General features: G+C 68.3%; 12 protein-coding genes and 1 tRNA gene. 4 read left to right on the top strand and 9 right to left on the bottom strand.

The genetic code is table 11. From position 1 onward, the window contains the following. Positions 1 to 241: 241 nt before the first annotated feature. The 3 genes from BKK80_RS16865 to BKK80_RS16855 all read left to right on the top strand — a co-directional run bounded on the left by BKK80_RS16865 (position 242) and on the right by BKK80_RS16855 (position 2,160). The gene (locus BKK80_RS16865; protein WP_071014857.1) at positions 242 to 535 is read left to right on the top strand and encodes a YkgJ family cysteine cluster protein; all 294 of its coding nucleotides are present in this window, start codon (positions 242 to 244) and stop codon (positions 533 to 535) included. A gap of 98 nt (positions 536 to 633) precedes the next feature. Beyond that, the gene (locus BKK80_RS16860; protein ID WP_071014854.1) at positions 634 to 1,203 is read left to right on the top strand and encodes a DUF1439 domain-containing protein; all 570 of its coding nucleotides are present in this window, start codon (positions 634 to 636) and stop codon (positions 1,201 to 1,203) included. Positions 1,204 to 1,278: 75 nt separating this feature from the next. After that, positions 1,279 to 2,160, top strand: coding sequence for an undecaprenyl-diphosphate phosphatase (locus tag BKK80_RS16855; protein WP_071014851.1), 882 nt, complete (start codon positions 1,279 to 1,281; stop codon positions 2,158 to 2,160). An 83-nt stretch (positions 2,161 to 2,243) separates the two neighbouring features. Here the strand turns inward: BKK80_RS16855 and BKK80_RS16850 are convergent, their stop codons facing one another. The 5 genes from BKK80_RS16850 to cyoA form a co-directional block, all read right to left on the bottom strand. Continuing rightward, positions 2,244 to 3,080 (bottom strand): SURF1 family protein, encoded by an 837-nt coding sequence (locus tag BKK80_RS16850; RefSeq protein WP_071014849.1) that lies wholly within the window; start codon positions 3,078 to 3,080, stop codon positions 2,244 to 2,246. Then, positions 3,077 to 3,496, bottom strand: a complete 420-nt coding sequence (gene cyoD, locus BKK80_RS16845; protein ID WP_071014846.1) for a cytochrome o ubiquinol oxidase subunit IV — start codon at positions 3,494 to 3,496, stop codon at positions 3,077 to 3,079. Before cyoD ends, BKK80_RS16850 begins: the two co-directional genes overlap by 4 nt. Further along, complete coding sequence (cyoC, locus tag BKK80_RS16840) at positions 3,493 to 4,161, bottom strand: cytochrome o ubiquinol oxidase subunit III (protein ID WP_071014844.1); 669 nt, start codon at positions 4,159 to 4,161, stop codon at positions 3,493 to 3,495. The genes cyoD and cyoC overlap by 4 nt, the downstream gene beginning before the upstream one ends. Continuing rightward, on the bottom strand, positions 4,154 to 6,157 hold the full coding sequence (cyoB, locus tag BKK80_RS16835; protein WP_071014841.1) for a cytochrome o ubiquinol oxidase subunit I: 2,004 nt from the start codon (positions 6,155 to 6,157) through the stop codon (positions 4,154 to 4,156). The genes cyoC and cyoB overlap by 8 nt, the downstream gene beginning before the upstream one ends. Before the next feature lie 62 nt (positions 6,158 to 6,219). Further along, complete coding sequence (cyoA, locus tag BKK80_RS16830; protein WP_071070271.1) at positions 6,220 to 7,293, bottom strand: ubiquinol oxidase subunit II; 1,074 nt, start codon at positions 7,291 to 7,293, stop codon at positions 6,220 to 6,222. A 166-nt stretch (positions 7,294 to 7,459) separates the two neighbouring features. On the opposite strand from cyoA, the gene BKK80_RS16825 reads away from it, so the two are divergent. Next, positions 7,460 to 8,785, top strand: a complete 1,326-nt coding sequence (locus BKK80_RS16825) for an MFS transporter (protein WP_156811382.1) — start codon at positions 7,460 to 7,462, stop codon at positions 8,783 to 8,785. 140 nt (positions 8,786 to 8,925) lie between these two features. On the opposite strand, the gene trmB is transcribed toward BKK80_RS16825, so the two are convergent. The 4 genes from trmB to BKK80_RS16805 form a co-directional block, all read right to left on the bottom strand. Next, entirely contained in the window at positions 8,926 to 9,702 is a 777-nt protein-coding gene (gene trmB / locus BKK80_RS16820) for a tRNA (guanosine(46)-N7)-methyltransferase TrmB (RefSeq protein WP_071014835.1), read from the bottom strand. 111 nt (positions 9,703 to 9,813) lie between these two features. Beyond that, positions 9,814 to 9,888: transfer RNA gene (locus BKK80_RS16815), tRNA-Gly, on the bottom strand. A gap of 95 nt (positions 9,889 to 9,983) precedes the next feature. Continuing rightward, positions 9,984 to 10,940 (bottom strand): aldose epimerase family protein, encoded by a 957-nt coding sequence (locus BKK80_RS16810; RefSeq protein ID WP_071070269.1) that lies wholly within the window; start codon positions 10,938 to 10,940, stop codon positions 9,984 to 9,986. A 223-nt stretch (positions 10,941 to 11,163) separates the two neighbouring features. Beyond that, on the bottom strand, positions 11,164 to 12,384 hold the full coding sequence (locus BKK80_RS16805) for a polyhydroxyalkanoate depolymerase (RefSeq protein WP_071070267.1): 1,221 nt from the start codon (positions 12,382 to 12,384) through the stop codon (positions 11,164 to 11,166). Positions 12,385 to 12,627 lie beyond the last annotated feature (243 nt).

Raw genomic sequence — 12,627 nt, 5'->3', positions numbered from 1 at the left:
CGTTAATAACCAATGGGTCAGTAATGTAGGGGAGGGCTCAGGCTCGGTCAAGCGCACATTTGTGGTCATTTGTGGTCAATTGTGCGAGGGGAGGCCACGCACGTTTTGCGCCGGCCGGCGCGATTTGTGCCCTATACCGCATGCGCGGCGGGGTGGCTGGCGCCATGGGCGGGCCAAGGCGAGCCGGCTGCGGCAAAATGGCGGGCTGGCGCGCCGTCCGGCGCCGTCCTGAACCTTTGCCATGAACCACCAGTCTGACCTTGCCTGCCGCCCGGGATGCGGCGCCTGCTGCATCGCGCCGTCCATCCGCTCGCCCATCCCGGGCATGCCGGAGGGCAAGCCGGCGGGCGTGCCGTGCGCGCAGCTGCTGCCCGACCAGCGCTGCGCCATCTTCGGCCGGCCGGAGCGGCCCGCCTTCTGCGCCGGCCTGCGCCCGGCCGCCGACATGTGCGGCGCCTCGCGCGGCGAAGCGCTCGCCTGGCTGGCGCGGCTCGAAGCCGATACCGCTCCCGCGAGCGGCGCGGCGGCGTGCTGAGGACGCGGGCGGCCTTGCCCGGCCTGGACGGGCGGGACGGCGACGCTGCCGGGAACAGGGTCCGGGAAAGAGCCAGGGATACAGCCAGGGGAAACGACATGATCCACTTCAACCGCCGCCGCTGGATGGCCGCCACCCTCACCGCCGCCGCCGCAGGCCTGGCCGTGTGGCTGGGCGGCTGCGCCGGCATCGGCAGCGACTACACCTTCTCGCAGGCCCAGCTGCAGGCCGCGCTCGAGCGCAAGTTCCCCTTCAACAAGCGCTACATGGAGTTGTTCGACATCCAGCTCGCCCACCCGCAGCTCTTGCTCGATCCGCAGCGCAACCGTGTCAGCGTGCAATTCGACGCCACGGTCGATAACCGGCTGTTCTTCAACCAGCCGCTGAAGGGCCGCTTCGCGCTGGACAGCGGCCTGCGCTACGACCAGCCCACGCGCTCGCTGGTGCTGCAGGATCCGCAGGTGCAGCAGTTCGACGTGGCCGGCCTGCCGGGGCAGTTCTCGCGGCAGCTCAATGCACTGGGCGCGATCCTCGCCGAACAGCTGCTGCAGGGCTATCCCCTCTACACGTTCAAGCCGGAACAGCTGCGGCTGGCCGGAACCGAGGTCGAGCCCGGTACAATCACCGTCTTGCCCAACGGCATCAACGTCAAGATCAACCGGCCCTGAGGCCGGCGCATCGTCCGGTCCGGACCGTCCCGGCGGGACCGTGCGGCGCTCTCCATCAACCCAATCCGCTCCAGCATGGATATTGCAATCGCCCTGAAGGCCGTGATCCTCGGCATCGTCGAAGGCCTGACCGAGTTCCTGCCCATCTCCAGCACCGGCCACCTGATCCTGGCCGGCCAGTTGCTGAATTTCAACGACGAAAAGGGCAAGATCTTCGAAATCGTCATCCAGTTCGGTGCGATCCTGGCCGTCTGCTGGGAGTTCCGCCAGCGCATCGGCAAGGTGGTGGCCGGCCTGTCGTCCGACCGCAATGCCCAGCGCTTCGCCGTCAATGTCATCGTCGCCACGCTGCCGGCCATCGTGCTGGCCCTGGTGTTCGGCAAATGGATCAAGGCCCATCTGTTCAGCCCGATCACGGTGGCGACCGCCTTCATCATCGGCGGCCTGGTGATCCTGTGGGCGGAACGGCGCGACGCGCGCCGCGGCCAGGTCTCGCATCCGCGCGGCAACGCCCTGCTGGAGGCGGCCAAGGCCGGCGCGCCGCGCATCGAATCGGTCGACGACCTGAACTGGCGCGACGCAGTCAAGATCGGCTTCGCCCAGTGCTTCGCGCTGATTCCCGGCACCTCGCGCTCCGGCGCGACCATCATCGGCGGCATGCTGTTCGGCCTGTCGCGCCAGGTGGCCACCGAATTCTCCTTCTTCCTGGCCATCCCGGTGATCTTCGGCGCCACCGTCTACGAACTCTACAAGGCGCGCGCGCTGCTGTCGGCCGACGACTTCGGCATCTTCGGCATCGGCTTCGTGTTCGCCTTCATTTCGGCCTTCCTGTGCGTGCGCTGGCTGCTGCGCTTCGTCGCCACGCACGATTTCAAGCCCTTTGCCTGGTATCGCATTGCCTTCGGCCTGATCGTGCTCGGCACGGCCTACAGCGGGCTGGTGGCCTGGAGCGCGTAAGCCGGGCACCCTGTCGCAGAGCAGAAACGAGAACCTCCCCGGCTGGGGAGGTTTTTTTTCGCCGCGAGGTGCTGCGCGGGCAGTCAGGTACGGGTCGGGTGGCCTTTGCCCGATGCGCCACCGTCCCGGCTGCCACGCCGCAGCCGCCGTTCCTCGCGCACCACCAGCCAGGCGCCGCCGGCCAGCATCAGCGCCAGGCCGTACCAGGTCAGGGCATAGACCAGGTGGTTGTTGGGGAAGGCGATCACCGTCAGGCCGCCGGCCGGATAGGCGGGGGCCGCGCCCGGCGCCGCCGGCGCGGCCTCGGCATCGATGAAGTAGGGGGCGACGCGGCTGGCGTCGAGGCCGCGCGCCGCGGCGATTTCCGCGACGTCGCGCGCGTACCAGATGCCGCGCGCCGGATCGTTCGTGCGCAGGAAGCGGCTACCTGGCTCGCTGATGCGCAGCAGGCCGGTCACCGTGACCGCCGTCGACGGCGCGGGGGTGTTGCGGCTGGCCGGCTCGCGCTGCTCGGGCGGCACGAAGCCGCGGTTGACCAGCACGATGCTGCCGTCGGCCTGGCGCAGCGGCGTGATCACCCAGAAGCCGGTGCCGAGATCGGTGCTGGCCTGCACCAGCGTTTCGCGGTCGTTGAGGAAGGTGCCGCTGACCCGCACATGGCGGTACTCGTCGCTGGCGGCGCTGACTGCCGGCCATTGCGCGGGGGCGGGCGCGTCGACCGGCGGCGCGTGCACGCGCTGGTCGACGTGTGCGATCAGGTCGAGTTTCCAGGCGCGCCGGTGGACCTGCCAGGTGCCCAGCGCGCAGAGCGTGCTGAAGGCGAGCAGGCCGATCAGGGCGAGCAGGACGAGGGTGGCGGGACGGCGGGGTTGGGCAGGCCGGTCGAGCCGGCCGTCGGTGTCGCGGGAATTGCTGGTCAAGGCAGGTTCTTCAAGTCGCGCGTTGTCGTCGGCATCATGTTCTGGTCGAGGTGGAACATGACCCAGAGCGAGCCGCTGAGCGCGATCACCACCAGTACGATGGTGAAGATCAGCGCCAGCATCGACCAGCCGCCCTCGACCTTGGCGTTCATGTGCAGGAAATAGATCATGTGCACGACGATCTGCACGGCGGCAAAGGCGAGGAGGAACAACGCAGTGGTACTGGATTTGTCGAATACCTTGCCCATCACCAGCCAGAAGGGGAGCGCGGTCAGTACCACCGACAGCAGGAAACCGGTCGCGTAGCCCCCGAAGCTGATGTGGAAGCCGTCGTCCTCGTGGTCATGGTGACCGTGATGGTCGTCATGGCCGTGGGCGCCTCCGGCATCGGCAAGCGTATTGTCGTGCGCGCTCATGGTAACACTCCCATCAGGTAGACGAAGGTAAATACCCCGATCCAGACCACGTCCAGGAAGTGCCAGAACATGGACAGGCACATCAGGCGCCGCTTGTTCTCGCGGATCAGCCCGTGCTTGCCGACCTGTGTCATCAGGGTCAGCAGCCAGATGATGCCGCAGGTCACGTGCAGCCCGTGGGTGCCGACCAGGGCGAAGAAGGACGTCAGGAAGGCGCTGCGCTGCGGGCCGTTGCCTTCGTGGATCAGGTTGGCGAACTCGTACAGCTCCACGCCGAGGAAGGCCGCGCCGAACAGGCCGGTGATGGCCAGCCACAGCTGGGTGCTGCCGACCTGGTTGCGCTGCGTCGCCAGCATGGCGAAGCCGTAGGTGATCGACGACAGCAGCAGGAAGGAGGTATTCAGCGCCACCAGCGGCAGCTCGAACACTTCGGCCCCGGTCGGCCCGCCCGCGTAGTGCCGGCCCAGCACGCCGTAGGCGGCGAACAGGCAGGCGAAGATCAGGCAGTCGCTCATCAGGTAGATCCAGAAGCCCAGCAAGGTGCCGTTGGGCGGGTGGACCTCGCTGGTGGCGTAGAAGCGCAGCGGGGCCGAGGCGCGCGCGCTGTCCGCCGGCGCCGTGCCGGCGGACGGGAAGCGGGGATCGAGGGCGGTCGTCTCAGACATGGTTGGCGAGCAGGCGCGTGCGCGCCGCCTCCGTGTGGGTGACCTCGTCGGCCGGGATGTAGTAGTCGCGCTTGTAGTTGAAGGTGTGGCCGATCGCCACCACCAGCGTGGCGGCAAAGGAGAGGGCTGCCACCAGCCACATGTGCCAGATCAGCGCGAAGCCGCACAGCGTGCTCAGGCCCGCCAGGATGATGCCGGCGCCGGTGTTCTTCGGCATGTGGATGGGAATGAAGTCCTGCTGCGGCCGCACGAAGCCCTGCTCCTTCATCTGCCACCAGGCGTCGCTGTCATGGACGATCGGGGTGAAGGCGAAGTTGTACTGCGGTGGGGGCGAGGAGGTCGACCATTCCAGCGTGCGGGCGTTCCAGGGGTCGCCGGTGGTGTCGCGCAGCGCCTCGCGCCGGCGGAAGCTGACCACCAGCTGGATCAGGAAGCAGGCGATGCCCAGTGCGATCAGCAGGGCGCCGAAGGCGGCGAGCTGGAACCAGATCTGCAGCGAAGGATCGATGAAATGGCTCAGGCGGCGCGTCACCCCTTTCAGGCCCAGCACGTACAGTGGCATGAAGGCGAAGTAGAAGCCGATCAGCCAGAACCAGAACGAGCACTTGCCCCAGAAGGGATCGAGACGGTAGCCGAAGGCCTTGGGAAACCAGAAGCTGATGCCGGCCATCAGCCCGAACAGCACGCCGCCGATGATCACGTTGTGGAAGTGGGCGATCAGGAACAAGCTGTTGTGCAGCAGGAAGTCGGCCGGTGGCACCGCCAGCAGCACGCCCGTCATGCCGCCGATGACGAAGGTCACCATGAAGCCGATCGTCCACAGCATCGGCACCTCGTAGCGGATGCGGCCCTTGTACATGGTGAAGAGCCAGTTGAACATCTTCGCCCCGGTCGGGATCGAGATGATCATCGTCGTGATGCCGAAGAAGGAATTGACGCTGGCGCCCGAGCCCATGGTGAAGAAGTGGTGCAGCCAGACCAGGTAGGACAGCACCGTGATCACCACCGTCGCATACACCATCGAGGCGTAGCCGAACAGCCGCTTGCCGGTGAAGGTGGACACCACCTCGGAGAAGATGCCGAACACCGGCAGCACCAGGATGTAGACCTCGGGGTGGCCCCAGATCCAGATCAGGTTCACGTACATCATGGCGCTGCCGCCAAGGTCGCTGGTGAAGAAGTTGGTGCCGACGTAGCGGTCCAGCGCCAGCATCGCCAGCACCGCGGTCAGCACGGGGAAGGCGGCGATGATCAGCACGTTGGTGCACAGCGCGGTCCAGGTGAAAACCGGCATCTTCATCAGGGTCATGCCCGGGGCGCGCATCTTGACGATGGTGACCAGCAGGTTGATGCCTGACAGCAAGGTGCCGATGCCTGCCACCTGCAAGGCCCAGATGTAGTAGTCGACCCCGACGTCCGGACTCTGCAGGATGCCGGACAGCGGCGGATAGGCCAGCCAGCCGGTGCGGGCGAACTCGCCGACGAACAGCGAGGCCATCACCAGCACCGCGCCGCCGGTGGTCATCCAGAAGCTGAAGTTGTTGAGGAAGGGGAAGGCCACGTCGCGCGCGCCGATCTGCAGCGGCACCACGAAGTTCATGAACCCGGTGACCAGCGGCATGGCCACGAAGAAGATCATGATCACGCCGTGCGCGGTGAAGATCTGGTCGTAGTGGTGCGGCGGCAGGTAGCCCAGGTTGTCGCCGAAGGCGACCGCCTGCTGCAGCCGCATCATCACGGCATCGGCGAAGCCGCGCAGCAGCATCACGATGCCGAGGATCACGTACATGATCCCGATCTTCTTGTGGTCGATGCTGGTGAACCATTCCCGCCACAGGTAGCCCCACAGGCGGAAGTACGTGATCCCTCCGACGACCGCCACGCCGCCGATGGCGACCGCGGCGAAGGTCGCCAGCAGGATGGGCTCGTGGAAGGGGATCGCCTCCCATGTCAGGCGACCGAATATCAGCTGGGTGAGATCGAGGCGCTCTTGCATAGTCGTCGGCTGCAGCAGGTCAACGGAACCAGGGACGCTTCATCGGAATGCCCGCGCGATCGCTATCGCTGCAGGCTGCCGGTGACGGCGGAAGGAGTGGGGTCGCCGGCGAGGCGGGCCGTGTCGGCAGCGGTGCAGATCGCGTCGAGGTAGGCCGGCCTGCGCTGCGCCAGGTCCTGCGGCGCACGCCCGTAGAGGGCCATCGCCGTCTCGTAGCGGCGGCGCGCATCGGCGGCCATCACGTCGCGCATGCAGGCCTGGCCGGGCGCCACGCACCGGTTCAGGATGGCGTCGTAGAGGCCCTTGTCCACGCTGGCATAGCGCCGTACCGGCTCGTGCTCGCTCGGCCGCTCGAGCCGCAGGTAGGCATCGCGGCTGAGCGCGCCGCCGTCCGCCCTGACCTGCTTCACCCATTGCTCGAACTCGCCGGAGCTCATGCCGCGGAACTGGAAGCGCATGCTGGAGAATCCCGCGCCGCTGTAGTTGGCCGAGAAGCCTTCGTAGACGCCCGGCTGGTTGATCACCGCATGCAGCTTGGTTTCCATGCCGGGCATCGCGTAGATCTGGCCGGCCAGCGAGGGGATGAAGAAGGAGTTCATCACCGAGGTGGAAGTGATGCGGAAGCGGATCGGCTGGTCGACCGGCGCGACCAGCTCGTTGACCGTGGCGATGCCCTGGTCCGGATACAGGAACAGCCATTTCCAGTCCATCGCGACCACTTCCACGGTCAGCGGCTCGGTGCCGACCGGCACTTCGCGCGCCTCGTCGATGCGCGCCAGCGGGCGGTAGGGATCGAGCTTGTGGGTGCTGACCCAGGTCAGCGCGCCCAGCGCGATGATGATCAGCAGCGGCGCGGCCCAGATCAGCAGCTCCAGCAGCGTCGAGTGGTCCCAGTCGGGTTCGTAGGCCGCCTGCGTGTTCGAGGCCCGGTACCGCCACGCGAACAGCAGCGTCAGCGCGATCACCGGGATGATGATCAGCAGCATCAGGCAGGTGGAGATGATGATGATGTCGCGCTGCCGGGTGGCGAGATCGCCGGCAGGCGAGAGCAGGACGGCGTTGCATCCTGCCAACAGGGTCAGGGCGGGCAGCAGCAGCCAGCCGCGCCGGACTTTGGGTACAGGCCTCGTCGTCATAGGCGACACCTTAGCCGTGGTGGAGAGCGCCGAATTTACGCCTGGGCGGGAGTAGCGAGTACTGGACATATTCCCTATGGCAAAGTCGTGCGGCAGATGCCATTCTTATGGGTGCGGCGAGAAACCGTAACCGGATACCGCATCCGATCTGAGCGAGGGCCTGATGATGACCAGCATCACTCACAAGCACCCATCGTCTTCTGCTTCACCCGCCGCGCCCGATCCCGCGCATCGAGCGCAGGTGGCCCCGGGGGAGATCGCTACCGGAGTGGTCATCGGCCGCGCTTCCGAGTACTTCGATTTCTTCGTCTACGGGCTCGCCTCGGTACTGGTCTTCCCGTCGGTCTTCTTCCCGACCATGGAGCGGCTCGAGGGCATGCTGTACGCCTTCACGATCTTCTCCTTCGCCTTCATCGCCAGGCCGTTCGGCACGGCCCTGTTCATGAAGATCCAGCGCCGCTGGGGACGCGGCATCAAGCTGACGGCCGCGCTGTTCGTGCTGGGCACGGCCACCGCGGGGATCGCCTTCCTGCCCGGCTACAACAGCCTGGGCTTCTCGTCCATCGTGCTGCTGTCCTTCTTCCGCGTGCTGCAGGGGATCGGCTTCGGCGGCTCGTGGGACGGGCTGCCGTCGCTGCTTGCGCTCAACGCGCCGTCGCAGCGGCGCGGCTGGTATGCCATGATCGGCCAGCTCGGCGCGCCGATCGGCTTCATCGTGGCCAGTGCGCTGTTCCTGTTCCTCTACACCAGCCTGGACGGCGGCGACTTCCTCGACTGGGGCTGGCGCTACCCCTTCTACGTCGCCTTCGCCATCAACGTGGTGGCCTTGTTCGCCCGCCTGCGGCTGGTGGTCACGGAAGAGTACACCCAGTTGCTGGAAGAAGGGGAGCTGGAACCGATCAGCACCGCGGAAATGTTGCGCAGCCAAGGTTACAACCTCTTTATCGGTGCCTTCGCCGCACTGGCCAGCTATGCCCTGTTCCACCTGGTGACGGTGTTTCCGCTGTCGTGGGTGGTGATCGGCGCCACCCAGGACGTGGCCAACGTGCTGGCGGTGCAGATCGTCGGCGGCTTCATCGCGATCGTGTGCACGCTGGCCTCGGGCCGCCTTGCCGACCGCATCGGGCGGCGCACCACACTCGGCCTGATGGCGGCGCTGATCGGCGTGTTCGCGCTGTTCGCGCCCTACCTGATGGGCGGCAGCGCGGTGCGCCAGGACATCTTCATCCTGGTCGGCTTCGCCCTGCTCGGCCTGTCCTATGGGCAGGCCGCAGGCACCGTGACCGCCAATTTCGAGCGGCGCTTCCGCTACACCGGTGCGGCCTTGAGTTCCGATTTCGCCTGGCTGTTCGGTGCCGCCTTCGCGCCGCTGGTCGCGCTCGGCCTGTCGTCCACGTTCGGACTGGTGGCCGTCAGCGCTTACCTGCTGTCCGGCACCGCCTGCACGCTGGTGGCGCTGCGTATCAACCGGGCACTGGAAACGCGCGACTGAGGCCGGCGACCGGGGCCTGCCGCCCGTCCGGGCACTCCGCCAAAGCAAAGAGGCCTTCCCAAGGGAAGGCCTCTTTGCGTTCGGCTTGCCGCTGACGCGGGCGTGGCCGCCGATGGCGCCACGCATGTGCGCAGCCGTACTCAGTCCTGCCGGCGGAACACGACGTCCCAGACGCCATGGCCGAGGCGCAGGCCGCGGCGCTCGAACTTGGTGACCGGGCGGTAGTCCGGGCGCGGCGCGAAGCCGCCGGGCGCATCCGAGGTATTGCGCAGCAAGGGCTCGCCCGCCAGCACTTCCACCATCTGGTGCGCATATTCTTCCCAGTCGGTGGCGCAGTGGATGTAGCCGCCGGGCTTCAGGCGCGAGGCCAGCAGCTTGACCAGCGGCGGCTGCACCAGGCGCCGCTTGTTGTGGCGCTTCTTGTGCCAGGGATCGGGGAAGAAGATGTGCACGCCGTCGAGGCTCGCCTCGTCCAGCATGTGCGCGATCACTTCGACCGCATCGTGCTGCAGGATGCGCACGTTGCCGATGTCGCGCTCGCCGAGCAGCTTGAGCAGGGCGCCCACGCCGGGTTCGTGGACCTCGCAGCCGAGGAAGTTGTCCTGCGGGCGCAGCGCGGCGATATGCGCGGTGGTCTCGCCCATGCCGAAGCCGATTTCCAGGATGGCGGGCGCTTCGCGGCCGAAGGCGGCCTGCCAGTCCAGCGGTTCTGCGGTGTAGGGCAGCAGGAAGCGCGGGCCCTGTTCGTCGATGGCGCGCTGCTGGCCGGTCGAGGTGCGGCCGGCGCGGCGCACGAAAGAGCGGATGCGGCGCGGGTGGGCCACACCCTCGATGTCGGCGGCCTCGGGCGCGAGATCGGCTTCAGGCGCGGCGCCCGGGTCCGGCGTCGGGTCGGTGGGGGTGGATTCGGGAAGCATGGCAACAAGAAAGCCGCCGGGCGGATCCCCGGTCCGGCGGGTGCGCACGGCGCGCCGTGCGGCGCGGTGGGCCGGGACCGGCTGCCTCTGGCGGCCTGGTTCAGTATGCGGTGGAGCGGGCGATGGGAATCGAACCCACGTCTTTAGCTTGGGAAGCTAAGGTAATAGCCATTATACGACGCCCGCAGAGCACGCCATTCTACGCGGGATCCACGCCCGTGCGCAAGGCGGTGTGCGGTGTGCTTCTCCCGGCGCATGTGAGCCGCGCTCAGCCCCGGGCCTCAATCCCGCACGATGAGGCGGCACACGGCATGGTCGGCTTCCCCCGGCGCCAGCCAGCGCAGGCCGGCGCCGTGGCCGATCGCGTTGGGCAGGCCCAGCCAGGGTTCGATGCAGTAGTAGTCGGTCTGCCCGTGCTCGCTCCAGGTGGTCACGGCATGCCACGGGGCGCTGCCGCCGGCGTCCAGCTCGATGGCGAGGCGGCGGCCGCGCGGGGCGCCGGCATGCGGCGGCACGGCGAGCTCGACGGTGCGGGCGGTGCCGTCGGTGGGTGCCAGCACGTGGAAGGTGTCGTGCAGGGCGGGATCGTCCAGGCGGTAGCTGGCCGCGCCCGGCCGGGCCGGCGCGAGGCTGCCGTCGGGCTGCTGGCGCCGGCATTGCGCGGGCGGCATGGCCAGCGTGCTGCCGGCGCGTGCCTGGACCGGCAGGGAGAAGTAGAAGTGATGGCCGGCGTAGTGCGGCAGCGGCGCCGTGCCGGTGTTGCGGATGGCGAGCGTGGCTTCCAGGCCGTCGGGCAGCAGGCGGTAGCCGGCGCTGAAGCGGAAGTCGTAAGGGTAGCCGGTGCGGGTCGTGTCCGAGGCCTGCAGCGATATGGTGACGGCGCGGGCATCGGTGCCGGACTCGCCGGTGTCGACCTGGAAGGGCAGGTCGCGCGCGAAGCCGTGCTGCGGCAAGGCGTGGACCGTGCCGGCGGCGTCGCGCCAGCGCCCGGCCGCGCCGTCGGCGAAGTGCCGGCCGATAAAGGGGAACAACAGCGGGTTGCCGCCGCGGACCTTGCCCGCGGCCGACCAGTCTGCGCCATCCGGCCAGTAGAGGATGTCCTCGCCACGGTGGACCCAGCGTACCAGCCGTCCGCCGTGCACAGGGGCCAGCAGCAGGTAGCTGGTGTCGTCCCCGAGGCGCAGCAGGTCCTGGCCCTGGAAGCGGATGGTGGTCGGCAAGGCGGGGGCGGTCGTCATATCAGGGATGGGGCGCGTCTGCACGGGTGTCGATTGCTGGTCGCCGGGCGGGGCCGTCCACGTTGCCGGCGGGGCCCCATGATAGCGCCCGCCTCGCGCGACGGCACCAGGATGGTGATCGTCGGGGCGGCGGTGTTCCATTCTGGTGCATGCGCGCTCCCGCTGCGATCCGGCTCCGGGCGCGCCACTGGCGTCGTTTGGCGGTGTCCGTGGCGGGCCGCGCTCAGGCGCCCGTGCAGGTGTAGATATGGTTACGCAGCAGCGGATAGACCTGGCCCTCCCAGCGCTTGCCGTTGAACACGCCGTAGTGGCCGACGCCGGTCTGCACGTGGTGCATGCGCATATAGGGTGGCAGGCTGTTGCACAGGTCCTGCGCCGCCATGGTCTGGCCGATCGCGCAGATGTCGTCGCGCTCGCCCTCGATGGTGAGCAGCGGGATGCGGCGGATGGCGCCGGTCTGCACGCGCCGCCCGGCTACGTCGAGTTCGCCCTGGGCCAGCAGGAAGCGCTGGAAGACCTGGTCGACGGTTTCCAGGTAGAAGTCCGCCGCCAGGTCCATGGTGGCGAAGTACTCCTCGTAGAAGAACTGGATGGCGTCGGCCTGCGCGTGCTCGCCGCGCGCGCGCAGCGCGTACAGGTTGCGCAGCGCCTGCTCGTGGCGCTCCAGGTTCATGGTCATGAAGGCCAGCAGCTGGACGAAACCCGGGTAGACCCGGCGCAGCGCGCCGGGATAGCGCAGCGGCACGGTGCCGATCAGCGTGGTTTCGAACCATTCGATGGGGCGGCTGGTGGCGAGCGCGTTGACCTTGGTCGGGTTGACGCGCGCATCGATTGGGCCGGCCATCAGCGTCAGGCTGGCCGGCTGCGCCGGGTCGTCGTCCTCGGCCATCAGCGCGGCTGCCGCCAGCACCGCCACGGTGGGCTGGCACACCGCTACGACGTGGGTGCCGGGGCCGAGCTCGCGCAGGCAGGCCGCCACGTGCTGCACGAACTGGTCGAAGCCGAAGCGGCCGTACAGCAGCGGGATATCGCGCGGGTTGTGCCAATCGGTGATGTAGACGTCGTGGTCGCGCAGCATGGTCTGCGCGGTGCCGCGCAGCAGCGTGGCGAAGTGGCCGGACATGGGGGCCACCAGCAGCACGCGCGGCTGGCCGCTGATGCCGTGGCGGCGCAGGTGCAGCAGCGAGCAGAAGGGGGTGCGCATGGTCACCTCCTCGCTGACCTGCACCGGCATGCCGTCCACCACCACGCCTTCGATGCCGAAGGGCGGGCGCTGGTGCGTCAGCCGGGCCAGCGCCACCACTTCGCAGGCGGCGCGCATGGCCCTGGCCGCGTCGCAGTTGGTGCCGCGGGCGCCGCTCGCCAGCGTCGCGGCGGCCAGTCCCGCCAGCGCGCAGGCCGGATGGGTCAGGTCCGCATAGGTTTGGTATGCCTCGTATAGCATCGCTTGGCCCCGTCATGCTGTGGCCGCTGATGTGCAATATACATGCCCGGCGCGAAAGTTGGCACGCCGTTTGCGACAGGTGCAGCGGCAGGCGTGGCCCACCCGCCCGCAAGGACCGGAACCCGTTCCGACCGGCGCGGCGGCGCAGGCGAACCGCCACGCAACTGCTACGCTTCAGGCAGGCTGGACCGCCGGCCCGGAGCCCTTCCACCCGGAGCACGCCCGCGCGGCAAAGGAGGCGCC

Origin of the sequence: Cupriavidus malaysiensis, from assembly GCF_001854325.1 — a bacterium.
GTDB classification, from domain to species: Bacteria; Pseudomonadota; Gammaproteobacteria; order Burkholderiales; family Burkholderiaceae; genus Cupriavidus; species Cupriavidus malaysiensis.
This window is presented reverse-complemented; position numbering and strand designations above follow the sequence as displayed.